Below are 25,064 nucleotides of genomic sequence, written 5' to 3' on the forward strand. Positions count from 1 at the left end.
ATCGTTAGGAAGTTAGAAATTTCCTTTTTCAATTGTTTATTCTTTGTTTAAACTATCTTCGTTCATCATGATTCTAAAAGTATTTCTATATCTCCAAGATAAAAATATTGCACGAATAAATAGATCGATTGCTATTGAAATCCAAATGCCCGCAATTCCTAAATTAAAGTAAATTCCTAAAAAGTAAATTCCAACAACCCGTATTAACCACATTCCGATGGCTGTACTGTACATCGGACTTTTAGTATCACCGGCGGCTTGTAAAGCACCCGCAAGTACTAGGCCGATGGCTAAAGCTGGTTGTGCGAAAGCATCTATCCTTAAAGCGATGGTAACCATTTTAATTGCTTCTAAATCGTCTGTAAACCACGTCGCCATCCAGGGTGCGCCAAAAAACATAATTATTCCAATAAAACTCATAAAAATAACTGCAATCCCAGCTGTCAGCAAACCATAATGGTATGCTTCTTTAAATTTACCAGCCCCAATATGCATCCCAACTAAAGTAGTTGCAGCAATTGCTAAGCCATATCCAGGCATATATGAGAATGTTTCAATATTTCCAGCAATAGTATGGGCAGCAAATGTCTCCGTTCCAATGTAAACAATTAGTCCAAAATAAAGGACTTGCCCTAATCGCATAGTAAGCCTTTCTATAGCGGCAGGAGCTGATAATTTTAAAATTGGTGCCAGCAATGTACTTGAATCGATTTCGTCGAACAAAGAAAAAGACAGTTCTGATTTTCGAATATAGTAATATAAAGCGAGGGTTCCTAAAATCCTTACAAGTACTGTTGCCCATGCTGCACCAGCAACACCCCAACCAAACCAACCTGCTATTCCAAATATGAAGATATAATCAAGTACAATGTGCAAGATATTCATCCACCAGCTCACATACATAGGTCTTTTTGTATCTCCGCATGCTCGAAGAATACTACCAAACATAAGCATTAGTGAAATAAAAACAGAAGGAACTCCAACAATTGTTAAATAGACAGATCCTAGTTCCATAACCTCTTGTTTTGCTCCAATAAGTGAAAGTAAATTTTTGGAAAAAAAGAGGGAAATCAATCCGAAAATTAGTCCAAAGATAATCGCTAAAATCGTGGATTGTTTTGCTAAAGCCTTGGCCCTATTCATATCCCCAGCCCCAATACTTCTGGAGATGAGAGAAGATGCACCCACACCAATTGCCATGAAGATGGCAATGTAAACAGCTATCACTGCATTCGCAACTCCGACAGCAGTCACTTCGGCTAATCCAAGCCTAGCTACAAACAATGTATCAACAAACCCTACAATGGTTTGAAGAATATTTTCAATCATAGCAGGCACAGCTAAAGCTAAAATAGCGGTAGTTTTTTCTTTCCAAGTCAAATTATTCATTATTTTATCATTGGTCATAATAACTCACCATTTCCTTAGTGAATAAAATTTTCTAATGCCTTCTTAATATCTTGAAGGACTTTTTCTTCTTCTCCATTCCTTACGGCATCCACCAAGCAGCCTTCCATATGGTCAGTTAAAATAATCTTTGCGGCGTTATCTAAAGCTTTGCGTACTGCAGCTATCTGAAGTAGAATATCTGGGCAATCTCGCCCGTTTTGTGTCATTTCTTTAATCGAACGTACATGACCTTCGATTTTTGCTAGTCTGTTTATTACTTGTTTTCTGTTTTTATGAACATGCGAATGATGATCCATTTTCATCCCTTCCTTTTACATAAATATATCCCCCGGGGGGGGGTTAAAGCAAGGCGATATTTAGAATATTTAATTTTTTCAATATAAAAACACCCCTTCGTGGATAGTTGAGTCTACCGATTGAGGGGTGTTCCAATTATATGAGGTCTAATTCAAGTTAAAGTGACTTGTACTTAATTACTTTATGACTTTTACAGAAAAATTATTGGATCGCACATTAACAAACTCTAGTACATCACAAAATTATAAAATAAAGCATTCAATATAGAATATTTTTCATTTTTCTTGTTGAACTAAACTGCTGCGTTAGTTTAAGTGCATTTTTTCACAAACTTTTTAAGATGCAGGCAACCTTCATAAAACCATTTTACGAAAAATCAACCTTTACCTCTAACACAGCCTAAATTTTTTTGTTTTTAAGGGACTTTTATATTCGAAATTGAGATAATTTACAAGAATTTTGATTAAGAAATTGAAATAGATTTTCCTTCTGTTTTATAGGAGGTTGACCAAAGAATTGCTAATAATAAAAATAAGATTGCCCCTCCCCAGTAAATGTAGGAGAAACCATATTCTAAACCTATAATCAAGAAACTAATAAATGGACCAATGGATGCCCCAAGATCTTGAGCAATTGAGTATGAAGTTAAAAATGAAACTACATTTGAGTTCTTTGAAATGTCTAATGCAATTGCATCAACAATTGTCGTTAGAGAGGTTGCTGCAATCATGACAAGAAATGTAAAGAAAATCAATATTAGGATTGGAAGTTCACTAGAAATAATCCCAAACGTCAAACTTGCAAAAATTAGTGACATAATTAATACAGGCACTCTTCCTTTGACCCCATCTGACCAAGTTCCAAAACGTACCCCTAAAAATGGCCCCCATATCCATTGTAGCGATAAAATAATACCAGTTAGAAAAGTTGCACTGATCACAGTTCCGAACAAGGTGACACTTTCTCCATGGTTTTGCTCAATTACAGAACTTAATGTTGACATAAATATCCCTTGAAATAATAAAGTGATACAGAAACCAGTAAAAACAATCCTTCCTCTGTTCTGTTTGAGACTGTTTACAATTGAGTTATCAATAAATACAACCTTATCCTTATTATCCTGCTCATGATCTTTTAATGGAGTTGTTTTAACATATATAAAAATTATAGGTAGAGCTAACAGCGTAAGGCATCCAAAAATAATCGAAACAGTACTTAAACCCAAAATTGGAACTAGCAGCCCTCCTGCTAGCATGCCTACTAAGCTCCCTAATCGATATAGTCCATTGTATAGACCTATTGATTTACCTCTATTATTTTCTTCAGTATTAAAGGCTACAATTGATAAACCTCCAATTCTAAAAAAAGACCATGCAATCCCCCATATTCCACGGAGAATAATCCATGCAATAAATCCATTTAATAGTCCATATCCTAATGTCGTAATACTACCTAATATAATTGCAATTATTAATCCTGTTTTTAAAGTTATCCTATTATATAACCAGCCGACAATTGGATTAAAGGGCAGACGGATAAAGCGGTTAATAGATAGAAGTACTCCAACTTGCCAAATCGAGTCAAGGCCAATTTCTTTCCAATATAAGGGCAAGACAATGTATAACATTGAATCCCCGAGCAGACTTATTGCGGTAATCAAGGCAACAATGACAATTACAGAAGATTTACTTTCCCCTTTGATTGTTCCGGACAATACTAATCACTCCTAATCCCCAGCGTGCTTAATAAAGTTATTTATTTCCCTTTTTTTCTTACGCTTCTTAACTAACCTTCCTTTAGCTGAAGAAGAATAAATTTTAATTGTCAACCAATCACATCCAATCAATTTAAGTATGACCATTTACAGTTCTTTCTTTTAATATATAACAAATAGTTGCATTTTACAAATAAATGATGTATATATTTATTAAGAAAACAATTGATCTTATAGTTGTTTTTTAATCGGTGTTTAAAGTTATACCTTTGTGAGGTTATAATTACATCAATAATTATAACGTGATCTATACAATGTCGAATTATTGGCAGTAACAAATGGTATTCATTATTTATCATTTTAAGAACTTGTAAAATACAAATAAAAAGGAGAGTGTTTGAGTGGAAATTTTAGATACAATAGTCATTGGAGGAGGGCAAGCAGGTCTTGCTTCAGGCTATCATTTGCAGAAAAAAGGGGTTCGATATCTAATTTTGGAATCAAGCAATCAGGTAGGTGGTTCGTGGTCACGTTATTACGACAGTCTTAAACTATTCTCTCCAGCAGGTTATTCATCACTGCCAGGTATGAAATTCCCCGGAGAACAAAGTCTGTATCCGAAGAGAGATGAGGTCGTTCGTTATTTACAGGAATACAAGAGGAAGTTTCAATTGAAAGTTGAAACCAACCAGCGTGTAGAATCTGTTGAAAAAGGTAGTGAAGGTTTTACGATTCGTACGATGACAGGGGATACATTTCAAACACGAACTATCATTAATGCAACCGGTTCGTTTAACAATCCATTCATACCGAATATAGCTGGGCGGGATGGGTTTAAAGGTCTAACTATTCATTCCTCCGAATACAAAAATTCAGAGCCATTTATAAATCAAAGAGTATTGGTTGTGGGACGTGGGAATTCTGCCATTCAGATTGCAGTTGAGCTAGCTGAGGTGAGTCAAACGTCTTTAGCAGTGTTAAGTCCAATTAAGTTTGTAAAACAAAAAGTATGGGGTAAGGATTTGCATTTTTGGTTGAAATTTATTGGTTTTGACAAGTTTCCCTTTTGGCGATTTGGAAAAACAGCACCTAGTTCGAGTGCTGTTAATGATACTGGTAAATACAAAGAGCGAATAATAGCAGGAAAACCAGATCAACAACCGATGTTTACGTCCTTTTATGAAAACGGAGTTATTTGGCCAAACGGGACAAAAGAACAGGTAGATACTGTTATATATGCGACTGGATACAGACCACAGTTACCATATCTTCAAGCGATTGGAGCATTGGATGAGGAGGGTAAGCCATCACATAAAGCGGGTATAAGCGAAGTTCCAGGTCTCTATTATGTGGGAATGGAAGGGCAACGATCCTTTGCTTCTGCTACCTTAAGAGGGGTAGGTCCTGACGCACAATATGTCGTGAAAAAACTATTGCATTATCTTGAACATCGAATGTAATTGGCAAAGTGTTCTCTTAGGTAACCATAGCCAACTGTGAGAAAGTTTGTTACGAGATAAGCCCTACAGTCTATCCCTAACAAGTAAAAGAACATCAAAACAGGAAACCTGAATGCTGCTAGGTAAGTAATTGCAGGAGTTATAAAGCATACAAAAAGAATCCATTTAAGACAATCCATAATGGATTCTTTCAAGTAGTTCAGTAGATATAACAAATTTAATTGGTCTTGGGCAAATAAATTAAAAATCTCCTTCTAATCCGACTAAATTGCTTCTTTTCTCTAATAAAACACTATCTCTCCATTTGCCATTTAATTTCCCTATTTTTTCTCTTATACCTACTTCTCTAAAGCCATTTTTTTTATGTAAGTAAATACTGTTATTATTTTCAGAGAAAATAGAAGCCTGTAAAGTCCAAAATCCCTTCTCTTCAGATAAAGTAATCAAGTTTTTCAAGAGTAAATTGCCGACTCCTTTCCCTTGTGCTTCAGGATGAACATAGACACTAACTTCGCCGACACCTACATAAGCCAAACGACTTGATATCGGTGTAATTTTGCACCAACCTAATATTTTATTTTCGGCTTGTGCAATTAAAGTACATTCAGGTGAAGCATTTAAGATCCATTGTTCATAAGTGGTGGGTGCTATAGTTTCAAATGTAGCTAAACCTGTGGAAATCCCAGCTTCATAAATTTGTTTAATTTCGACCCAATCAGCTTTAATAGCATTTCTAATAATAAAATTCATGTCTGATTCCCCCAATAAAATTAAAAAGTATTTAATGAAATTTTAATGTTATTTGTTGCACATTGCAAGTAAATGGTGTATATATTATAGAAGAGGTGAAAACATGGAAAACAAACGTGAACTATTTCAATTGCTTACTCGTAGGTTTGGACTTCTTAATAAAAATTGTTGTTCAATTGGAGCCGTGGATATATCATCCGTACAAAGTCACATTCTTTATGAAATAGATAAACAATCATCACCATCCATGCAACAGATTGCAGAAACGATAGCGATGGATATAACGACTTTTAGCCGGCAAGTCCAGACTCTTATTAAAATGGAATTAGTAAAGAAAACACCTTCCTCAGCAGACAAAAGGGTATATATTTTATCCCTTACAGTACAAGGTAAATTTGTCGCTACAACCATTGACGAATCGATGAATGCTTATTTAGAGGAAGTATTCTCGCATATGAACGAATTTGAAAGAGAAACAGTTATTCGTTCTATTAAATTACTAAATCAAGCTATGTCCAAATCAAGTGTTTGCTGTACACCTCTACTTTAAGCAAGATTAAGTCTTGCTTAAAAAAATATATATTACTTGCAAAGTGCAATTAATGAGAGCGTTAATATTACTACAACTAAAATTTTATGGAGGTAAGAAAATGAATAACATTGAACTGAAACAAGGAAACACTGGTGGATGCTGCGTACCTGCTGCAAAAATAAATTTAGATGTAGCAAAATCTTCAAACAAGGAATTACCGATAGCGATTATAGGTGCTGGTCCTGTAGGTTTAGCAGCGGCTGCCCATCTAGCTAATATCGGTGAACGTTTTATATTACTCGAGTCAGGTGATAGTGTTGGGAGTAATATTCTAAACTGGGGACATGTACGGTTATTCTCACCATGGCAGTACAATATTGATAAGATAGCAAAAAAAATTCTAGAAGATCATGATTGGAAAGAACCTGTTTTAAATGACCTTCCATTAGGAAGTGAATTAGTTAACGATTATTTGAAGCCTTTAGCAAATTTACCTGAAATAAAACCTTATCTATTACTAAGTACAAAAGTTGTTTCAATCAGTAAAAAAGGCTTAGATAAAATGAAGTCTGCTAATCGTAAAAAATCGTCCTTTGTTTTATACCTGGAACAAAATGGAGTATCAAAAAGAATTGAAGCCAGGGCAGTCATAGATGCTACGGGAACTTGGTCACATCCAAATCCGATAAATGCCGATAATGTTTGGACAAAAGAAGAAATAGAATTAAAACAACATATATATTATGGTATTCCAGATATTAAAGAGGAGCATAAGGTTAAATACAAAGGCAAAAGAGTAGCTGTTGTAGGTGGCGGTCATTCAGCCATAAACACGATTTTAGAATTATCACAGTTAAATGATGATGTAGAAATTACGTGGATTATGCGAAAGAAAAGCGTAGAAGATGCTTACGGTGGAGAAGATAAAGACGCTCTTGAAGCAAGAGGGGAGTTGGGAAGTCGTATCCACCAATTAGTTGATGGTGGTCAAGTAAAAGTCTATACCCCATTTTTTATTCATCAATTAACTAAAACAAACGATGGAATCGCAATCACTGGAGAATCAGAAGATGGTGAAGAAACACTTTCTCCCGTTGATGAAATCATTGCAAACACAGGCAGCCGTCCAGACTTCTCGTTTGAAAGAGAAATCAGACTAAACATTGATACTGCTACAGAAAGCGTCGAAGCACTTTCTCCATTAATTGATCCAAACCTTCACAGTTGCGGTACTGTTCGACCTCATGGGGAAGAGATATTAAGACAGCCAGAAAAAGACTTTTATATAGTAGGAATGAAAAGTTATGGTCGAGCTCCAACATTCTTAATGGCTACTGGTTATGAACAAGTTAGATCTATTGTGGCCCATTTGACTGGTGATTTTGAATCGGCTAGAAAGGTAGAACTTGATTTGCCGGAAACTGGTGTGTGTAGTGTTAATTTGGGGCCACAAAATTATGCACAATCATGTTGTGGAACTGAGGTATCCAAATGTTAGAGGTGAATTTAAGTGACTGTAAATAATGGTGCTAATTTATCTAAAGATTACTTTATTTCCTACCTAAAACTGGTTAGAGAAGCGAGATCTTTTTCTTTAGAACAAGCACAAGACTATATGGTTAACAACTTTTTTAAAAATAATAATGAAGTTTATGGAAAAGACAGTTACTCCAATTTTTTAAAGGCTATAGAAATATTAAATAATAGAGTTCTCAGCTAATGCAAAGGTAAAACGGGCACTTGATTAGTGTGTAAAATCAAACAACACCGCTCATAACTTTAGAACGGTGTTGTTTATATTTGAATATTAGAGAATCTTGTTCTCGGAATGTTCACGTTACTTAAAGACAATGTTATTGTATGAAATTTGAAAGAGGAATTTTTTTATTATTTACTAATCCTCCATTAAATTCTTGCCATTTTTCCTTTTCTCGCTCTACTGCTCGATTTTGCCATTCAAACCACAGATATGTACACTCGCTACAATGGCTTTCTACACCACTATTATTACTCACATCTCTCCGCGTAAATAGACTCTTTTTGCGACAGCTATAGCAAAAAATTACTTTATCATCTTCTTTTTTTAACATAAATAATTTCCCCTCCTACTTACAACATTTATTGTCCATTATTTAACTATTTATTCTATAATCAAATAATTTTACTAATTAAACTCTATTCACATCACGACACAGTTGTCTTTAATTCGTATTAACTCTTTCAATTACTATAAACTCTGATTTTAAGGCTACCGACTAATGAGGAATTCATTATAATACAATATGTTGAATTATTTTATGTATAAAACACAATATATAGTTAATTTATACCGTTGTATGCTATAATATTATAAAAAATAGAGTATAATTCTGGAAGATTTAAGAGCATTTTAATAAGAAAAGTTATGATTTATTCACTTCTAACTCTATTCCGAAAAGTTAGGAAATAAATTCTATTATTAAAATAATAAGCATGGTGTAGGAGGGATCTTAAACATCAGGTGAATCAAGTTGAAGATACTATACCAACGATATAGCAAGTAAAAAAATGGTTCTTGAAAGCAAGTGCTACCAGTAGCATTTATTTTATCGAATAATAAAATGAAACGAGGAAATAACATGTCGACTTACACTAGAGTAAATATGAGTACATTTATTAAAGACAAAATTAATTTGGACCCTGAAGTGACAAAGAAGGCACGTTCAAGTAGAGATTTCTTACATGAACAATTAGTTGCTCTTCCTGAGAAAACAACTAACTTTCCTAAGTTGTTTTCTAATAGAGAAACTTTTAACTATGGGTCATTCTCGAGACGTACTAAAATTCGTCCACTAGATGATATTGATTTTATGCTTCTTTTTTCAGCAAACGGGACTACTTATTTTCAAGATGGAGGTACCATTAAAATGATTCCACCAGCTACAGCTGAAGAATTATATGTGCTTAGAGATGATAATGGGTATCTTAATTCTAGAAAATTACTAAATAAAATTCGAGATAATATTAATAAAGTTTCACAGTATAAAAACTCTGATATTAATACTCGTAAAGAAGTGGTTACTTTAAAATTAATTAGCTACGATTGGACTTTTGATATTGTTCCAGCTTTTAAAACTAGTGAAGAATCAGACGGACGTTCTTATTATTTAATTCCGGATGGTAATGGCCATTGGCAAAAGACTGACCCTCGAATTGATCAAAATCGAGTAACCAACTTAAATAAATCGATTGATTATAATGTTATAGAATTTATAAGAATTATTAAGTATTGTAATAAAGTACATTCCTCACTAAAACTTTCTTCATATTTAATTGAAAATCTAGTATTGGATTATTTTGAGAATGATGAAGGAGAATTATGGTTAACAAGACCTTATCAATTAATGGGGTTCTTTAAGTATTTGAAAAGTGCAATTTGGAGTGCTGTTTGGGACCCTAAAGAAATTCAAGGTGACCTTAACGATTTAGATTTATCTAAAAAGTATTCTGTAGACTCTAAAGCAAATGAATTTATGGCTGCAGTACAGGATGCTATAGATTTTGAAGATGCCAAGGACTACGAAAATGCTGATAAAAAATGGCGAATTGTTTTCGGGGATGAATATGAATAATACTGGCTACCAATATTTCTCTTCGGCTAACTAATCGAAATAGGCTTGATATTGTGTTTAATAATAGAATCTTATGAACTATTTTATAATGTAATAAAAGAAAGTAGAAAATAATAAAGGAGCAGGGTATTTTGGCATTAATAAAAGACCAAAACAGCGATGAATGTTTAGATTTGTTATCAGCACAAAGAGTCCTTTATAGAGAAGCAAAAAAATTATGGAAATTTTATGGAGGTAGCGTAATTTTATTAAGTTTAATATCTCTTGTAATAACTTTAAAATTTCCACAATATAAAGCGAGTGTTGCATTGGGTAGTTTTATTCTAGCGTTATTTAACATCTTTTTATATAAAAAGTTAATTGAACATAAGGTGCAACAGGCTGCTACTATTCAAGAGGAATTTGATACAGAAGTGTTTGGTCTAAAGTGGAACAAACATATTGTGGGAAAAAAAGTAAGAAAGGAATTAATATATGAAAAAAGTAAAAGTTTATCGATTGTCGAAAGAACAAAGTTACGTGACTGGTATCCTAATGTAAGCAAGATGGAATATCCAGACAGTGTACTAATTTGCCAAAGAACAAACCTTTATTGGGATTTTGAGTTGAGAAAAAAATATGGTTATTTAGTAATTGGAATAACTATTTTAATTATCTTTATATGCTTCATAACAATGTGGATTATAAACAACCCCTTTGTGGATTCTGTTGCTTCATTTGTATTTCCGATTTCTTCAATTTTATTTTTTGGATTCGAAACAGGTATTGGGAACCTAAAATTAGCTGAAAAAAAGGAGAAATATTTAGGCGAGGTAGAATCAATCATTGGATTACCAGATAAATCATTAGAAGAGTGCAGACAAATTCAAGATAAAATATTTATTATGCGAAACAGTAGTTCACTTGTAATAGAATCTCTTTATAAGTGGTTAAAAGAGAGATTTGAGGAAAATATAAAAGTAACTTTATAAGGAAAAAGTCTGTAAAAAAACAGACTTTTTTTATAGATTGGACCATTATTAATAATTATATTTTATAAAAATAAACTCTCTAGTTTTTCTCAGAGGCGTTTTTTATTGGATATTTATGTTGAAATTGCTGTGAAGAGTGTGAATCAATTTACTTTAGCTTACTTGGAGGTTCAAATGGAAAAATCAGTTGAAAGAACAATTGAAGACATAATAGATAAACACCATTTAAGTGATATTTTTCTAAAAAACGAACGAGGTACAGCTGTTCTTAATGCTTTAAGGGTTTTTGAAGATGGTATAAAATTTGCCCCTTCAATATTTGAAGCAAGGGGCTTGATTTCAAAAAAGCTTAGCGATAAGGACTTAGTTATAAATAATTTTATTGATGGTTTAGATCAAACAATTAAATGGATATATGAATGTTGTCCTTATGGTGTCTCTTCTGTAGAAATTGACTATAATGGTAAATTATATTTTGCTGCTTCACAAACTTTTATTCAATCGATGATGTACGGTAGGATATGTGATGGATATACTCTGCTTTCAAGAGGTAGACAAATTGTAGAATATAACGAAGAAAATAACCAGCTTATATTTAAATTTAAAAATGGTGATCAAGGAAAAAGAGAAGCTGCGGACCTTGTTCTTGCACAAAACACAAAAGAGGATAATCTTGTAAAAGCTTTAAAAGCCATTCCAGATAATATTATTAATTGTTTTAATCTTGAAAAAGAAATTTACTTTAACGATCAAGGTTTACAATATGATATATCAGAGGCTAAATTGAATAGTTTTGAATTAATAAGTAAAGCACAAGTTGAATACTTTAGTGAATTACCAGAGGACTGGAAAATGCACGGGTTTACACTAGGAGAATTCAGAAAAGTATGGGAAGTGTTATTAAGAAAATCATTAATACACGAGGCTGCATGTAAATCCTCAAAAAAAGAGGGAGGAGCCATTGAATATATTGTTATGATTACTACATTTGAAGACTTATCTAAAGAAATCACAGATAAATCAAAGGTAGCAAATGAACAAGTAAGGTTAATTTTAGAAACTCTTTTATACGATGCTTCAATCACAAACGGGCATGTAATTTGGCAACCAATTATACCTTTGGATGATATTAATATTGCCATACCACCCAATCTAATAATAAATAGTAATTTTGAGAGAAACTTGATTTATCTCTTAAATAAAATTGCACAAGGTGATTATTCGAGACTCTCTAACCTTAAAGAAGATATAATGTTGGGTGATTTATCTGAAAAATTAAAATATTATTCGAATATTAGTGTTTCTACTGCTAAGAAATTACCAGATCCCTTACCTGATATGGATTTAATTCTTTATGATAAAAATAGAAAGGTTCTTTTCCTTTCTGAAATTAAATGGTTGTTGTCTATTGATTCTATCAAAGAAATTTGTGCAAGGGACAAAGACCTTGAAAAGGGTATTTCGCAGGCAAAGTTAATTAAAGAATACGCCTTGAAAAACACTAGTGATGTCTTAGAGAGAGCTTTTGGGCAGAATGATTTGGAAGTAAACCAAATTTATTCATGCGTGATATCAAAAAACAATATTGGTAGCTCTTTTATTGATTCTTCAGCAAAAATTATTAATGAGGCATCCTTTTTGAAGATATTAGCTGATACAAATGGTGATTTATTAGAAGTTATTCGAATTATTGATAATAATCTCTTCTTGCCAAAGGAGGGAGTAGATTATAATTTGAATGAAATTGAAATAAGTTATGGCAATCAAAATTTTATTGTCCAGTCTGTATCACTTAATACTGAGAAAGTAAATTTGCCCCCCATAAAGAAAGAAGAAGGTAGAATAAAATTAAGAAGAAATGATCCTTGCTTTTGCGGGAAAATAAATGAGAAAACTGGTAAAGTGTATAAATACAAAAAGTGCTGTGGTTGAAATTAGATCTAATTAAAAGTTTTGTTTCTTTTTATCAAGAATTAGTTGAACAGATGAAAAGTCCTTCCCTTTTATCATTAATGGTAAGAGGGGAAGGATTCTGATCAATCTTTTTTACAAAATATAATTATTAGAAATAGAAGTAACACGCATTTTGATCAATCTTTTTTCAAAATGCGTGAGTTTCTTCTATTGTATAATCAACATTTGTAGCAAACTTTTGATCAAACTTTATTCCAAACCAACAAAAATTATAGATGAAATAAAGTCGCGACGTTTTGCCCCTTTGGATATGGTTATCTAAAGGGGCATTTTTATAATGAAGGGAAAGAACATCTGAATTAAAAAGTAGATTAATGAATTGTTAAATTGAAAATAAATTGTTCTGTTAAAGGGACAGTTTGTAGAATAAAGAGGAAAAGCTATTAAGCAATCGAGAAGAAATCTTTAGGAGAAATATGTGATAAAATTAGGAAAAAGGTGGTATGAGATATGAAAATCCATAGAATAGATCATGTGGGTATAATCGTCAATGATCTTCCTGCAGCAAAAGCGTTTTTTCTTGACTGTGGCCTTGAAATGCTAGGGGAAGGAAAAGTGGAAGGCGAGTGGGTGCAGCGAATGGAGCGCATAATGGGGCTTCAAGACGTTAAAGAGGAAGTTGCAATATTGGGAACGCCAGATGGTGACGAAAAAATAGAACTAGTAATGTTGCGAACGCCAGATGGTGACGCAAATATAGAACTAGTAAAATTTCACACACCCGCGGGTGAAAGTGGCATACAGCGTCCTTTAGCAAATACTCTTGGTATCCAGCATATTGCCTTTGATGTAGAAGATATTGAAGCCATGGTTACAAAATTGACCAAAAAAGGCGCAGTACTTATTGGAGAGATACAAAACTACGAAAACGCTTATAAATTATGCTTCGTTAGTGGGCCAGAAGGAATTGTTTTGGAGCTGGCTGAGAAAATCAAGTAAAATGTCCAATCTTATTTATCAAAACAGCAAACTCACTGATAAGAAAAGAAACCACTTTGATCAATCTTTTTTCAAAATGGTTTCTTTTCTTCGGTGGTCTAATAACAATAAGAATTGGTTTGGGTCCTTTTGAATGCAGTGATTGGTGGAGTTACTAAAGCATTGAATTGGAGCAAAATCTGCCCATAAAGGCAACCTCTTGTTAAACGAAACTGCCGTTAGTGTTGAATAAGAATATGACTATAAGGTGTTGTTTATTTTTTGACTTAAAAAATGAACTCGCTTGAGATAGTAATCCCTTTTAGCAGAATCATTTATTAAGTTGGTGAATAATATGGATAACATTAAAGCAGTATCTAGTCGATAAATTGACTGTATAACTTCATCGGTATTTTCGATAATGATTCCACCGATGTATTTATTTACTCTTTGAACACACCATTTTTATCAAAAGCATAATTTCTCTTTTAACTGTTTTTCAAATAATATGAGGATATTTATTTTACTTTACACAAGAAAAAGCCAAGACGATTGGAATCCGCTGTCTTCTAACAAATTCTTCTTCGCTACTAAAATGTTCGCGCTTTGGTGTACCTTCACGTAAATCCAATACTGTAAAACCAGCTTGTCTAAGTGCCATAAAATAATTTTCGATTGTTCGATGATACTTAACGACTATTTGGTCAATCCAAGGTTCTTTTCTTTCCCCCTCATGGAAGTAGTCATCGACAATCCAATTACCGCGTTTATCTCCAGATTGCTTACTAGCAAAAGATGAAGTTGTAAGTGGATGCTGGACACTAAAAGCAAATCTCCCGTTTTCTTTAAGTGTTTTATGAACATCTTGAAACAGGCGGTTAATGTCTGAAACATAATGGATTGCAAATCGAGATGTCACAAGATCAAATGCCTCTTTTGGATAATCATAGGATTCAATTGTTTCAAAATGTATTGTCCCGTTTTGTTCAAGTATGTTAGAGCGTGCCGCTTCCACCATTTGTTCCGAACCTTCTACTCCTATGTAGTTTTTTGCTCCTAAATGAAAGAGTTCTTTTCCAAACGATGCATCACCACACCCTAAATCTAAGACGTCAATATCTTGAATACTTCCAATTAATTCATAGATAATTGGACCTTCAATAGCATTATTTGGACTATCTTGTCTGTTTCTTCTTTTCATGTAATTTGAAAAAAAATCCGTTTGATCGTAAACACTAGCTCCTCTGAATTCCATCAAAACATCTCCCCATCTAATCCTCTTTTACTTTCTTTTTCTTGTAGAAAAAACTAATTTGTAATATCGAGAAAATTATCGCCTAATGCACAAATTAATGTATTCTATCATGTATTTAATGAAAAGAAAAGTAGAAAATTACTTATTCTTTAGAAAAAACGAACATTTATAATTTGACACATATATCCAGTTTACTTGATAGGGCAAACGAGAAAATTGATTGTGAAGACATATCGGAAAATTATTTCAAAACAGGGATATATTTATTGATAATTTTTATAAAATTTTTACAAACAATATCTTTTAGTACTTAAACGAGAAGAAACATTCCAAAATATAAAATTTCACTTCATGCAATGCATTCCTCTAATTGGAAACTGATCATATAGTTTGTGATGTATCTTTTTTGTTGAGCAATTTTACTTCCTCAACTTACAAGGAATGATTTATTGGTCCCAAATACTGTTATGTCTGCTGATCGAATTTATGTTATTCATAAGGACATCCTATTACAAGGAGGTGCGATGAATGGCAATTCGGATTTTAATATTCATACTACTACTTAGTTTTAACTTTTCAATAGGTGCTACTGCTGAAGTTCAACTGAAAGCGGCTTTTATACGAGATCATCAGCTTTGGATGAAAGAGGGCAATAAGGAGACGCAACTTACAACAGATCGACATGTTTCCTTACCAAAGTGGTCAAAGGATGGTCAGTTCCTTGCTTATTTAGCTGGTGATGAGAATGGAGATAACACATATTTGTTTATATATGATTTAAAGAAAAAAGAAAACTATCAGCCATACCAAATTGAAACGAGAAATTTTAAATGGTCTCCAATTTCAAATCAACTAGCTTACACTTCTGAGGGTGTCCTAAACGTTACAAAAACAAAAAATGGACGACCGCAAGGATTTGAGAATGTCTCTTTAGGGGTTAGTGATTTCGAATGGTTTCCAAACGGAAAAGAATTTATCGTTTCATCTCAGTCTAATCTGCTGCCTACTGGATGGGAGCCAGTCCAACTCTTCAAAGTTCCAGTAGATGCCAATCTTGATACAACTAAAATAAAACCTTTTTATATCATTCAAACAAATATGACAGACTTATTTGCAATTGATGCCCAATATTTTAAATGGAGTGCTGATGGTAAGTGGGTTAGCTTTCTAGCAATGCCAACTGCATCTTGGTCCAATGATAGCAATACCTTAGCTGTACTCCCATCAGTAGGAGACCAATTTCAAGTTATTGGAAAGATGCTTTGGTATGAAAACTGGATAAAATGGGCTCCTAGAAAAAATCAACTAGCTTTTATATCTGGTGAAGGCAGGTTTCAGGTTGAAAACAAAAATACCGCCGTTACTAATATTCCTTCCATAAAGGATCGAAAGGAATATACACCTAAAGGATATGTTGATCTGGATTTAGAATGGCTTTCTCCAGATGAAATAATTGTTGCTCGGGCAAAAGAAAACAAGGAATGGAAATTGGGACCAGTTCCGACTATGTTTACAAAGCTGTATATTATTAATATTCAATCGGGAGAACAAAAGCAACTTACCTTTCCACCGAACTATGAAATAGACGATACACCCCAAGTGATTGGGGCAACTATTACATGGTATCGAAAGAGGGATAAGGAAAACCAAGGGGACGTTTGGATTAAAAATGGGGTAAATAATTTAGAACAACAGTGGTTAACAAATGTAGACTCTTCGCCGACTTTTTTCCATAAAAAATAAAAGAAGCATTAACAGTAGTTATAGTGGGGTACCAGTTACATAAAATAATCTGAATTCGAAAAGGAAAGGTACCTAAACAAATTTCACTTAGATATAATATGTGGACAGGTCGTACAATACTTCTGGCTTTTAGTTAAATGAGAGTAACAACAAGTAGTTCTCTTCCTATTGATAGTTTCAAGTTCTCCTTCATAGTATCTTGCTAAAGGATTTTCACTATAATCTCCAAAAAGCTTACTTGCTGTGGGGGAAATGATAAATTGAAAGTCTTCCTGTGCACGAGTTAAAATATCTTGTGAAATTTCTTCCTCTAATATGAACGTTTCATATAGCCAAAAAATGTATACTGCAATGTTTTCCCATAAAACTAACTTAGACACCTTCGTAACATTAGAAAGAGTATTGAGTATTGGTGATATATGCTCTTTAAAAAGCAACTCTATACTATTTGCTCGCCATTGCTGTCTATTTTCTTTAAGAGCTTGTACTTCTAAACGGTGAATATAGAAACAAGGTAGCCAAAGCTCACTGCTATCGTTCGTTTCTAATGAGACATTTTCAAAAGAGATATTTAATCTTTTATTGTTCATCGTCATTGTATACAAATAAATAACAGACAAGAATGCATATCTTTTTAAAAAAATAGATGCTGCAGCTTTTATATTAGTTGCACCAATATGATGTTGAATAGAAACTATATATTCCTTTAAGCATGATTCATCCATGAGCTTAGTCGTTTCAATTGAAAGAAAAGAATTCATTTTTACTGTAGTCAAACGTAATTTTCGGAGCTTATCAAGATGTAAATCCACTTAAACTCCAACTTCCTTAAGAATGCATCTTCCCTTACCGAATGGGATACATAATGGCGTACCAAATAGAGGATCTTTTGTAATCTGACAATCCATACCAAACACATTTTTTACTAATGGACAGCTAATAATATGCTCTGGTTTACCCTGTGCATAGATTTCCCGGTCCTTAATCGCAACTATATTATCCGCATATCTACATGCTAAATTTAAATCGTGTAGCACCATTACAATCGTTCGTTTCTCTGTTTCATTTAGTTCATACAGTAAATCGAGAATCTCAATTTGATGTGTCATATCAAGATAAGTAGTTGGCTCATCCAGTAAGATAATATCTGTATCTTGAGCTAAAGTCATGGCGATCCATGCTCTTTGTCGTTGTCCTCCAGATAAAGAATCCACTGGACGATCCTTTAGGTCTTCAATAGCAGTTGCTTTTAAGGCCATCCTTACTTTTTCTTCATCTTCCTCTGTCCATTGCTTTAACCATGTTTGGTAAGGGTATCTTCCTTGCTTCACTAATTGAAGTACAGTTAATCCTTCAGGAGCAACTGGAGATTGTGGAAGGATAGACATTTGCTTTGCAACATCCTTACTGGCCATTTTAGATATCGCGCTTCCATCTAGCAATACTGCTCCACTTTTGGGCTTTAACAACCGAGCAATCGAACGAAGAAGTGTAGATTTTCCACACCCGTTTCCACCAATGAAAACAGTAATTTCCCCTTTTGGTATTTGAAGATTTAAATCATTTATAATAATACTCTCCCCATACGAGAGGGTTAAATTTTGTGTCTCAATCACTTGTTTCATTTCAATACACTCCTTATCATGGTCATATTATGCATTCCTAGTTTTAAACAATAGATAAATAAAATATGGTGCTCCTATTCCGGCCGTAAATACACCTGCAGGAATTTCCAAAGGAGAAAACATCGTTCTTCCGATTAAATCAGCTAGCATAACTAAGATACCACCGATTAATGCCGAAACAGGTAAAAGTGCTCCAAAAGAAGAGCCTACTAACCTCCTTGCCATATGAGGAGCCATTAAACCGACGAACCCAATACCACCTGCAAACGCTACAGCCCCACCTACAAGAGCAGTACTTATTAGTAATAAGAAGAATCGTTGTCGTTGAATACGACCTCCCACTCCTGTAGCTATATCGTCTCCAAGCTCCAAAATATTTATATTCTTCGCCATAAAGAATGCAATAGTCACGAAAATCACAGTCCACGGCACTAATATAGCTACATTGTTCCAACTAGAACCATATACAGTACCAGTGATCCATATATTTGCCTGACTGGCTCTATAAATAGGTCCCATAATCATCATTAGTGTAGTTAATGCTTGCATGAGTGCTGAAATTCCGATTCCGATAAGCACTATTCTTATAGGAGATACACCATTTTTCCATGCTAGCATGTAAACTAGTAATGCAATTACTGCTGCCCCAATAAATGCAGCTAGGGGTAACCATTTAATGCTTACTGTCAGAGAGTTATTTGCATCACTGAAAAAGGCTAAAAAACTGACAACAGCTACTGATGCTCCACCTGTTAATCCTAAAATGTCGGGTGAAGCCAAAGGGTTTCGAATCATTCCTTGAAGGATTCCACCTGCCACCGCTAAAGCTATCCCAACCATTAGCGCAACAATAATTCTAGGCAAGCGAAAGGATTGAACCACAAGTTGTTCCATTTCGCTTCCGCCGCCAAATAGAACGTACAAGACGGTTAGTGGGCTTAACTTCATATCACCTAAACCTGTGCTGACGATAAAAACAACACCAGTTACTATTAGGAAGCTTATTAATATGAATAGAGCTTTTTTATCTAACAAAAAGGATACTTTTCCTTCTAACTTTCTAAAGCTTTTATATTGATTCATCGTGCATTAAACCCCTTTCTCGCAATGTAGATGAAGAATGGAGTCCCTATGATAGCAGTCATTACACCTACAGGAATTTCTTGTGGCATAATTATATATCTAGCTAATATATCTGCTACAAGTAACAAAACTCCTCCTAAAGCACCTGAAAAAGGTATAAGCCAACGATGATCGATACCAACGATAAATCTAGTAAGATGTGGAATCACAATTCCGATAAACCCAATTGGTCCTGCTATAGCTACCGACCCTCCAGCTAATAGAATGACGATAATAGCAATTATTATTTTTAAAAAACCAGTATTTACACCTAGACCTTTGGCAACATCTTCTCCCATAGATAAAACATTCATTTTAGAAGCTATAAAAACAGATCCTACCCAACCTACCAGTAAATAGGGTAAAACATTTGTTAAAATTTCCATCTTTCTACCTTCAACTGATCCAGCGAGCCAAAATAACACCTGTTCAAAAGCAGCTTCATTTATTACAAGAAAACCTTGCGTAAAAGAAGCAAACATTGCTGACATCGCGGCACCAGCTAATGTCAATTTCATGGGTGTAAGTCCATCTCTTCCTGCTGAACCAATAATATAAACAGCAATTGCGGCTATAGCTGCTCCTAAGAAGGATATCCAAGCGAATGCTTGAAGATTACTTACAGAGAATAGAGTAACAGCTACCACTACTGCAAATCCTGCTCCAGCATTTACGCCAAAAATCCCAGGCGATGCAAGTGGATTTTTCGTGAGAGTTTGCATTAACACTCCTGAAATCGCTAAACTACTTCCAACAGCAGCAGCAATTAGAGCTCTTGGTAATCTAACTGTTTCAATTACTATATGTTCATTAGAGCCATTATTATTTTGAAAAGCATCTAAAACCATCTTCCAAGATGTTTGTGTATATCCGTAAACAATACTTGCGCACATTAATAAGACTAATATTAGAAGTACAATGATTAGTCCAAGTAGTTTTTGTCCATTTGTTTTTAATAACATAATATTAACCTTCCTAGAATCCGTAAAATAATCTATTTATCACCTAGTCTATTGTATGTTATGAGGAGTGTCAATGAACTTGATAATCATTTTCAATTAATTGTTGACATAGGCTAATTTCGGAACTATTATAAAGTTTGTATTGAAAATGATTATCAATAAGGTTTAAATTTGGGAGGCAAGCTAAATGATTAATATGAAACGTTTTTTCGTTATGATTTCTATATTTTCTTTATTTCTATTAGCAGCGTGCGGACAAACAAAAGAAGACACTGCTACAACAGGTGATGAAAACAAAGAAGATACTAGCTATACAGTGGAACATGCAATGGGTACTACAACGATTGAAAAAACGCCCGAAAAGGTTGTAATTCTTACAAACGAAGGTACAGAAGCATTACTTGCATTAGAAGTAACCCCTGTGGGTGCTGTTCAATCTTGGCTAGGTGATCCTTGGTATGATCATATTAAAGAAGACATGACAGACGTAGAAGTTGTGGGTGTAGAGCATGAAGTGAATTTAGAAAAAATAGCAGCCTTAAAACCCGATTTAATTATCGGGAACAAACTACGTCAAGAAGCTGTTTACGAACAGTTAAGTGCAATTGCCCCAACAGTATTTTCTGATACATTACGAGGCGATTGGAAAGATAACTTTACGTTATACTCTAAGGCATTGAATCTTGAAGAAAAAGGAAAAGAAGTATTAAGTCAGTTTGATGCTCATTTAGATGAAGTAAAACAAAATCTAGGAGATAAAGTGGATCAAGAAATTTCTGTGGTACGCTTTATGGCTGGTCAATCTAGAATTTATTATACAGATTCATTTTCAGGAGTTATCTTTGACCAATTAGGATTTAAACGTGCTTCACAGCAAACGGAACTTTTTACTGCTGATAACAAGCTTGGTAACTTAGCAATAGAGGTTGGTAAAGAAGTTATTCCGAAAATGGACGCTGATGTACTTTTCTATTTCACGTATGCACCACAAGGCGATCAAGCAGCATTAGATACTGCAACTGAATGGACGAATGATCCTCTTTGGAAAAATTTAAATGCGGTTAAAAGTGGAAATGTTCATGAAGTAAGCGATGCTGTTTGGAATACAGCAGGTGGTGTTTTAGCAGCAAATATTATGTTAGATGAAATCGAAGATATCTTTAGTAAAAAATAGTATATGTAAAGATAAATATAAATTTTAAAAGAGGCTGGGACAGAACCCCAAAACAGCATTTTTCTCTGTGAGAAAAATGCTGTTTTTTTTGTGCACAAAATTGATTTCCTTTCCAGGACGCTTTCCACGGGCATGGCCTGAGCCAGTAGTCTCAGGCGTCATGCTATTCCCGTAGGAGTCGCCCCTCCATTTCAATCAATTTTATTAGATATCTATTATTTAGTATAGGTTTCTCCTTATCCAATAAAATTTCTACTTCTATCCCAGTCTCTTTTTAAAGTCTACTTTTATTGGGGTATACAGAGGGAGAGTTGGGATACTTGAACAGAATCATCAACAGTTAATACTAAAGAGATTGTTCCTATGCTTTATGATACGGTTCATGTTTGCCTACCTTACTCAATTATGTATATCCCCTATTAGTAATCAAACAAGGTTTCGCAATGACACAAATTAAGTGATTCTCTCAAGATAAATCATTGACTTCGAAAGCTACGCGTATTCCAGATTCAATTGCACCCTGTATCCAACCGTGTGGGAGTGTAGTGTGTGCACCTGCAAAGTGAACACGACCCTCTGGTGTGGCAAGATAAGGGAAAAGTTCTGTTTCCTGTTCTGGCTTGAACATAGTGAATGCTCCACCTGAAAATGGATTTTGCCCCCAACTATAGGATGCTCCCGTAATAAATTCATCATAAACTTGTCGACCATGGATAGTAGCCAAGTTCTGTAAGGCCTGCTGAATTCGTTTCTCTTCACATAAACTTTCCCATGGGAGAGAATCATCCTCCCAAGTATAGCTAGCTAAAATTACTCCTGTCTCGTTCTTACCGATATCATGGCTAGGATAATAACTAAATCGAATGGGCAAATCAGTTGCGGTTTGCCCCCCTTGAATTCCTTGTTTCTCCCAAAATTTATTCTTAAACTGGAGACCTATTTTTGTGGAGGTGGAATAATGGAGTTCACGAATCGCTTTCCACTTATTATGTGAGAATGAATTATGGGGGATAACTTCAACAAATTGCAGAATCGAGAATGGAATGGTCAAAATAGCTATATCGCATGTTGTTTCGAACGATTGTTTCGATTCTGTATGCTCCGAATATATAGTTACTTGGTTATGGTGTTGAATAATTTTGGTCATCTGTTGATTAAAAATGATATTTTCCTTTAATTGTGGAAGAAATGAATTTGGGAGTTGGTCGTTGCCTCCGGTAATTTCATAATACCGAGTAATTGGGTTTAAAAGAATTATAAATTCACGTAATATATCTAGAAATGCGAGCTCTGCTAAGCCCTCGATAGAAAGAAGTACCTTAATCATTTCAATGGCACCAGGCGATAAAGTCACGCCATTAGGGTTATATCTTAGAAATGCATCCATTGAATATTTATCATATTCGTTTATGACCCATTTCCAATTTTCCGGTGGATCTATATTGATAAAATCAATAACAGGTTGAATTACTGATTGTATCAACTCCAAAGCTGTTTTGCCTTTTTCATTAGGTGCGACAGGGTAGTCTAATATATCTGGGTTTTGTTCATACAAGTATTGGCGTGTTATAATTCCGTTCACGTAAATCAAGTCGTTAGGTGTACTGTTTATAAATGGATTTATTGGTAAATTGAATTTTTTTATGTATTCTAAAGTTAAATTATGAGTGGATGGTATCCGCATGGCACCAGCTTCCATATACTGACCGTTAATAAAAGGGAAGCGTTTCGTGTATATTCGTCCCCCCACTCTTTCAGAAGCTTCAATTATGGTTACGGTATGTCCGGCTTCTTTTAATAGCGAGGCAGCAACTAATCCTGACATACCTGCGCCAACAATAAGTATTCTCTTTGAGTTTTGTTTTTTACTTAATCCCTGGTGAATCATTGAAACCATTTGGTCGGGGGTTACATGAGAAAACAAGGGTGTCATACTCTTTCACCTTTCACCTTAGACTTAAAATAACCAACAAATTTTTTAAGGGTTACAATTTAGTCTATTCTTCCAAATAAATTTCTATGTGAAAATAATCTTAGAAATATGGAAATACTTTAACATTTTTAAAAAAATATCCGGTTTAATTATTGACAAAAGAGAAAGAAGAATATAATGTGTATATATGAACATATCATCATATATTAGTTTTATATATTAAACGGAGGGATTATAATGGCGGATAATCATGACCATGCAAATGGTGCAAACAAGAAAGTATTACTGATTTCATTTTTCATTATTACGGTCTATATGATTGTTGAAGCAATAGGGGGGTATCTGACAAACAGCTTGGCGCTTCTTTCAGACGCAGGACATATGCTAAGCGATGCTGTATCACTTGGGATTGCCCTACTGGCATTTACATTTAGTGCAAAAGCAGCCAATGCAAGTAAAACCTATGGGTATAAGCGTTTTGAAATATTAGCGGCAGTCCTAAACGGAGTCACGTTAATTTTGATTGCACTTTTTATCTTTTATGAGGCAATTGAACGTTTTGCTAATCCCCCTGAAGTAGCCACAAGTGGAATGCTAATTATCAGTAGTATTGGCCTAGGTGTAAACATCCTTGTCGCTTGGATTATGATGCGAGGCAGTGATACGCAAGACAACCTGAATATGCGTGGGGCATTTCTTCACGTGATCAGCGATATGCTAGGCTCTGTAGGTGCTATTATTGCAGCTTTACTAATCATGTTCTTTGGTTGGGGATGGGCCGATCCATTAGCTAGTGTCATTGTCGCTATACTAGTTTTACGCAGTGGTTACTTTGTAACGAAAGCTTCACTAAATGTATTGATGGAGGGAACACCTCAAAATGTAAGTGTAGACGAAATCGTTGAAACAATTAGGAAGGAAAAGGAAATTTTAGGTGTTCATGATTTACACATTTGGTCAATTACAAGCGGTTTAAATGCACTTTCTTGCCATGTGGTGGTTGAGGAACAAATGACGATTGCAGAAAGCGAAAAACTACTTCGTAAAATCGAACATGATTTAGAGCATAAAAATATTCAACATGTGACCCTTCAACTAGAAACAGTAGCACATAAACATGATAACTCCATTTTATGTACAGTAAAGGCAAAGGCGCTAGATGCACATGCACACCACAATCACTAACATGATGTATATCGGCTCTTAATACTCAAACTTATAGCAGGGGGTATAATGGAATGGAAAAGGAAGTAAAAGCTAACACACATGAATTAGATGAAGAAACTCTTTTTGTCGTATCCCAGACGTTTAAAGCGTTAGGTGATCCAACACGTATACGTATATTAAATCTGCTATGCTGCGAGGAGTATTCTGTGAATGACATTGCAGAGGCACTAAATTTAGGTCAGTCCACAGTGTCTCACCAGCTCCGTTTTTTGAAAAATTTACGTTTAGTAAAGTTTCGACGTGAAGGAACAACCTTGTATTATTCAAGCGATGATGACCATATTATGAATCTGTTGCATCAGGCGATTGATCATGCAAAACATTAATAATAATAGGCTTGGTGTATCAGGCTAGAAATATAAAAGGGCTTAAGATTAGGTCCTTTT

The 25,064-nt window shown here is 34.4% G+C and carries 23 protein-coding genes; 12 read left to right on the forward strand and 11 right to left on the reverse strand.

All coding sequences use genetic code 11. The features are described 5' to 3' along the window. Positions 1-36: 36 nt before the first annotated feature. The 3 genes from MKY37_RS11605 to MKY37_RS11615 form a co-directional block, all read right to left on the reverse strand. Positions 37-1,407 carry an MATE family efflux transporter gene (locus MKY37_RS11605; RefSeq protein ID WP_340777165.1) on the reverse strand — a complete coding sequence of 457 codons (1,371 nt, stop codon included), beginning with the start codon at positions 1,405-1,407 and terminating at the stop codon, positions 37-39. Positions 1,408-1,424: 17 nt separating this feature from the next. Further along, positions 1,425-1,706 carry a metal-sensing transcriptional repressor gene (locus tag MKY37_RS11610; protein ID WP_340777167.1) on the reverse strand — a complete coding sequence of 94 codons (282 nt, stop codon included), beginning with the start codon at positions 1,704-1,706 and terminating at the stop codon, positions 1,425-1,427. A 464-nt stretch (positions 1,707-2,170) separates the two neighbouring features. After that, positions 2,171-3,421, reverse strand: coding sequence for an MFS transporter (locus MKY37_RS11615; protein WP_340777170.1), 1,251 nt, complete (start codon positions 3,419-3,421; stop codon positions 2,171-2,173). 401 nt (positions 3,422-3,822) lie between these two features. Between MKY37_RS11615 and MKY37_RS11620 the strand changes: the two genes are divergently transcribed. After that, positions 3,823-4,881, forward strand: a complete 1,059-nt coding sequence (locus MKY37_RS11620; RefSeq protein WP_340777172.1) for a flavin-containing monooxygenase — start codon at positions 3,823-3,825, stop codon at positions 4,879-4,881. A gap of 240 nt (positions 4,882-5,121) precedes the next feature. Here MKY37_RS11620 and MKY37_RS11625 read toward each other — a convergent pair whose 3' ends face one another. Further along, entirely contained in the window at positions 5,122-5,631 is a 510-nt protein-coding gene (locus tag MKY37_RS11625) for a GNAT family N-acetyltransferase (RefSeq protein WP_340777175.1), read from the reverse strand. A 103-nt stretch (positions 5,632-5,734) separates the two neighbouring features. Between MKY37_RS11625 and MKY37_RS11630 the strand changes: the two genes are divergently transcribed. The 3 genes from MKY37_RS11630 to MKY37_RS11640 all read left to right on the forward strand — a co-directional run bounded on the left by MKY37_RS11630 (position 5,735) and on the right by MKY37_RS11640 (position 7,883). Next, the gene (locus tag MKY37_RS11630) at positions 5,735-6,181 is read left to right on the forward strand and encodes a MarR family winged helix-turn-helix transcriptional regulator (protein ID WP_144513287.1); all 447 of its coding nucleotides are present in this window, start codon (positions 5,735-5,737) and stop codon (positions 6,179-6,181) included. A 100-nt stretch (positions 6,182-6,281) separates the two neighbouring features. Continuing rightward, positions 6,282-7,661, forward strand: a complete 1,380-nt coding sequence (locus MKY37_RS11635) for an NAD(P)-binding domain-containing protein (protein WP_340777179.1) — start codon at positions 6,282-6,284, stop codon at positions 7,659-7,661. A 12-nt stretch (positions 7,662-7,673) separates the two neighbouring features. Next, positions 7,674-7,883 carry a hypothetical protein gene (locus tag MKY37_RS11640; protein WP_340777182.1) on the forward strand — a complete coding sequence of 70 codons (210 nt, stop codon included), beginning with the start codon at positions 7,674-7,676 and terminating at the stop codon, positions 7,881-7,883. Between the two features lie 133 nt (positions 7,884-8,016). Here the strand turns inward: MKY37_RS11640 and MKY37_RS11645 are convergent, their stop codons facing one another. After that, entirely contained in the window at positions 8,017-8,253 is a 237-nt protein-coding gene (locus MKY37_RS11645) for a hypothetical protein (RefSeq protein WP_340777185.1), read from the reverse strand. A gap of 528 nt (positions 8,254-8,781) precedes the next feature. On the opposite strand from MKY37_RS11645, the gene MKY37_RS11650 reads away from it, so the two are divergent. From MKY37_RS11650 to MKY37_RS11665, 4 genes are all read left to right on the forward strand, one after another. After that, positions 8,782-9,774, forward strand: coding sequence for an SMODS domain-containing nucleotidyltransferase (locus MKY37_RS11650; RefSeq protein ID WP_340777187.1), 993 nt, complete (start codon positions 8,782-8,784; stop codon positions 9,772-9,774). 131 nt (positions 9,775-9,905) lie between these two features. Further along, positions 9,906-10,745, forward strand: coding sequence for an S-4TM family putative pore-forming effector (locus MKY37_RS11655; RefSeq protein WP_340777189.1), 840 nt, complete (start codon positions 9,906-9,908; stop codon positions 10,743-10,745). A 174-nt stretch (positions 10,746-10,919) separates the two neighbouring features. Beyond that, entirely contained in the window at positions 10,920-12,677 is a 1,758-nt protein-coding gene (locus MKY37_RS11660) for a YecA family protein (protein ID WP_340777192.1), read from the forward strand. Between the two features lie 492 nt (positions 12,678-13,169). Next, positions 13,170-13,658 (forward strand): VOC family protein, encoded by a 489-nt coding sequence (locus MKY37_RS11665; protein WP_340777195.1) that lies wholly within the window; start codon positions 13,170-13,172, stop codon positions 13,656-13,658. Between the two features lie 502 nt (positions 13,659-14,160). Here the strand turns inward: MKY37_RS11665 and MKY37_RS11670 are convergent. Continuing rightward, a complete protein-coding gene (locus MKY37_RS11670; RefSeq protein WP_340777197.1) occupies positions 14,161-14,892 on the reverse strand; it encodes a class I SAM-dependent methyltransferase in 732 nt (243 codons plus the stop codon). A gap of 528 nt (positions 14,893-15,420) precedes the next feature. Between MKY37_RS11670 and MKY37_RS11675 the strand changes: the two genes are divergently transcribed. Further along, on the forward strand, positions 15,421-16,635 hold the full coding sequence (locus tag MKY37_RS11675; RefSeq protein WP_340777199.1) for a translocation protein TolB: 1,215 nt from the start codon (positions 15,421-15,423) through the stop codon (positions 16,633-16,635). Positions 16,636-16,718: 83 nt separating this feature from the next. Here MKY37_RS11675 and MKY37_RS11680 read toward each other — a convergent pair whose 3' ends face one another. The 4 genes from MKY37_RS11680 to MKY37_RS11695 form a co-directional block, all read right to left on the reverse strand. After that, entirely contained in the window at positions 16,719-17,360 is a 642-nt protein-coding gene (locus MKY37_RS11680) for an IucA/IucC family C-terminal-domain containing protein (protein WP_340777201.1), read from the reverse strand. Between the two features lie 87 nt (positions 17,361-17,447). Beyond that, on the reverse strand, positions 17,448-18,260 hold the full coding sequence (locus MKY37_RS11685) for an ABC transporter ATP-binding protein (protein WP_340777204.1): 813 nt from the start codon (positions 18,258-18,260) through the stop codon (positions 17,448-17,450). 27 nt (positions 18,261-18,287) lie between these two features. After that, the gene (locus MKY37_RS11690) at positions 18,288-19,343 is read right to left on the reverse strand and encodes a FecCD family ABC transporter permease (protein ID WP_340777206.1); all 1,056 of its coding nucleotides are present in this window, start codon (positions 19,341-19,343) and stop codon (positions 18,288-18,290) included. Beyond that, complete coding sequence (locus MKY37_RS11695) at positions 19,340-20,344, reverse strand: FecCD family ABC transporter permease (RefSeq protein WP_340777209.1); 1,005 nt, start codon at positions 20,342-20,344, stop codon at positions 19,340-19,342. Before MKY37_RS11695 ends, MKY37_RS11690 begins: the two co-directional genes overlap by 4 nt. 196 nt (positions 20,345-20,540) lie before the next feature. Between MKY37_RS11695 and MKY37_RS11700 the strand changes: the two genes are divergently transcribed. Continuing rightward, complete coding sequence (locus MKY37_RS11700) at positions 20,541-21,518, forward strand: ABC transporter substrate-binding protein (protein ID WP_445323066.1); 978 nt, start codon at positions 20,541-20,543, stop codon at positions 21,516-21,518. 466 nt (positions 21,519-21,984) lie between these two features. Here MKY37_RS11700 and MKY37_RS11705 read toward each other — a convergent pair whose 3' ends face one another. After that, positions 21,985-23,451 (reverse strand): flavin monoamine oxidase family protein, encoded by a 1,467-nt coding sequence (locus MKY37_RS11705; RefSeq protein WP_340777215.1) that lies wholly within the window; start codon positions 23,449-23,451, stop codon positions 21,985-21,987. Positions 23,452-23,688: 237 nt separating this feature from the next. Between MKY37_RS11705 and MKY37_RS11710 the strand changes: the two genes are divergently transcribed. Together MKY37_RS11710 and MKY37_RS11715 are read left to right on the forward strand one after the other, a co-directional pair. Continuing rightward, on the forward strand, positions 23,689-24,636 hold the full coding sequence (locus tag MKY37_RS11710; protein WP_340777218.1) for a cation diffusion facilitator family transporter: 948 nt from the start codon (positions 23,689-23,691) through the stop codon (positions 24,634-24,636). A gap of 53 nt (positions 24,637-24,689) precedes the next feature. Further along, the gene (locus MKY37_RS11715; RefSeq protein WP_211895923.1) at positions 24,690-25,004 is read left to right on the forward strand and encodes an ArsR/SmtB family transcription factor; all 315 of its coding nucleotides are present in this window, start codon (positions 24,690-24,692) and stop codon (positions 25,002-25,004) included. Positions 25,005-25,064: the final 60 nt, after the last annotated feature.

It is taken from the genome of Psychrobacillus sp. FSL K6-2836, assembly GCF_038003085.1.
Lineage (GTDB): Bacteria > Bacillota > Bacilli > Bacillales_A > Planococcaceae > Psychrobacillus.

Bases quoted from the DNA above. Each gene is read 5' to 3' on its own strand.
- MKY37_RS11635 (WP_340777179.1), top strand. From the start codon at position 6,282: ATGAATAACATTGAACTGAAACAAGGAAACACTGGTGGATGCTGCGTA.
- MKY37_RS11695 (WP_340777209.1), bottom strand. From the start codon at position 20,344: ATGTTATTAAAAACAAATGGACAAAAACTACTTGGACTAATCATTGTA.
- MKY37_RS11645 (WP_340777185.1), bottom strand. From the start codon at position 8,253: ATGTTAAAAAAAGAAGATGATAAAGTAATTTTTTGCTATAGCTGTCGC.
- MKY37_RS11625 (WP_340777175.1), bottom strand. From the start codon at position 5,631: ATGAATTTTATTATTAGAAATGCTATTAAAGCTGATTGGGTCGAAATT.
- MKY37_RS11700 (WP_445323066.1), top strand. From the start codon at position 20,541: ATGAAACGTTTTTTCGTTATGATTTCTATATTTTCTTTATTTCTATTA.
- MKY37_RS11705 (WP_340777215.1), bottom strand. From the start codon at position 23,451: ATGACACCCTTGTTTTCTCATGTAACCCCCGACCAAATGGTTTCAATG.
- MKY37_RS11715 (WP_211895923.1), top strand. From the start codon at position 24,690: ATGGAAAAGGAAGTAAAAGCTAACACACATGAATTAGATGAAGAAACT.
- MKY37_RS11665 (WP_340777195.1), top strand. From the start codon at position 13,170: ATGAAAATCCATAGAATAGATCATGTGGGTATAATCGTCAATGATCTT.
- MKY37_RS11610 (WP_340777167.1), bottom strand. From the start codon at position 1,706: ATGGATCATCATTCGCATGTTCATAAAAACAGAAAACAAGTAATAAAC.
- MKY37_RS11710 (WP_340777218.1), top strand. From the start codon at position 23,689: ATGGCGGATAATCATGACCATGCAAATGGTGCAAACAAGAAAGTATTA.
- MKY37_RS11630 (WP_144513287.1), top strand. From the start codon at position 5,735: ATGGAAAACAAACGTGAACTATTTCAATTGCTTACTCGTAGGTTTGGA.
- MKY37_RS11675 (WP_340777199.1), top strand. From the start codon at position 15,421: ATGGCAATTCGGATTTTAATATTCATACTACTACTTAGTTTTAACTTT.
- MKY37_RS11690 (WP_340777206.1), bottom strand. From the start codon at position 19,343: ATGAATCAATATAAAAGCTTTAGAAAGTTAGAAGGAAAAGTATCCTTT.
- MKY37_RS11685 (WP_340777204.1), bottom strand. From the start codon at position 18,260: ATGAAACAAGTGATTGAGACACAAAATTTAACCCTCTCGTATGGGGAG.
- MKY37_RS11680 (WP_340777201.1), bottom strand. From the start codon at position 17,360: ATGGATGAATCATGCTTAAAGGAATATATAGTTTCTATTCAACATCAT.
- MKY37_RS11670 (WP_340777197.1), bottom strand. From the start codon at position 14,892: ATGGAATTCAGAGGAGCTAGTGTTTACGATCAAACGGATTTTTTTTCA.
- MKY37_RS11660 (WP_340777192.1), top strand. From the start codon at position 10,920: ATGGAAAAATCAGTTGAAAGAACAATTGAAGACATAATAGATAAACAC.
- MKY37_RS11650 (WP_340777187.1), top strand. From the start codon at position 8,782: ATGTCGACTTACACTAGAGTAAATATGAGTACATTTATTAAAGACAAA.
- MKY37_RS11605 (WP_340777165.1), bottom strand. From the start codon at position 1,407: ATGACCAATGATAAAATAATGAATAATTTGACTTGGAAAGAAAAAACT.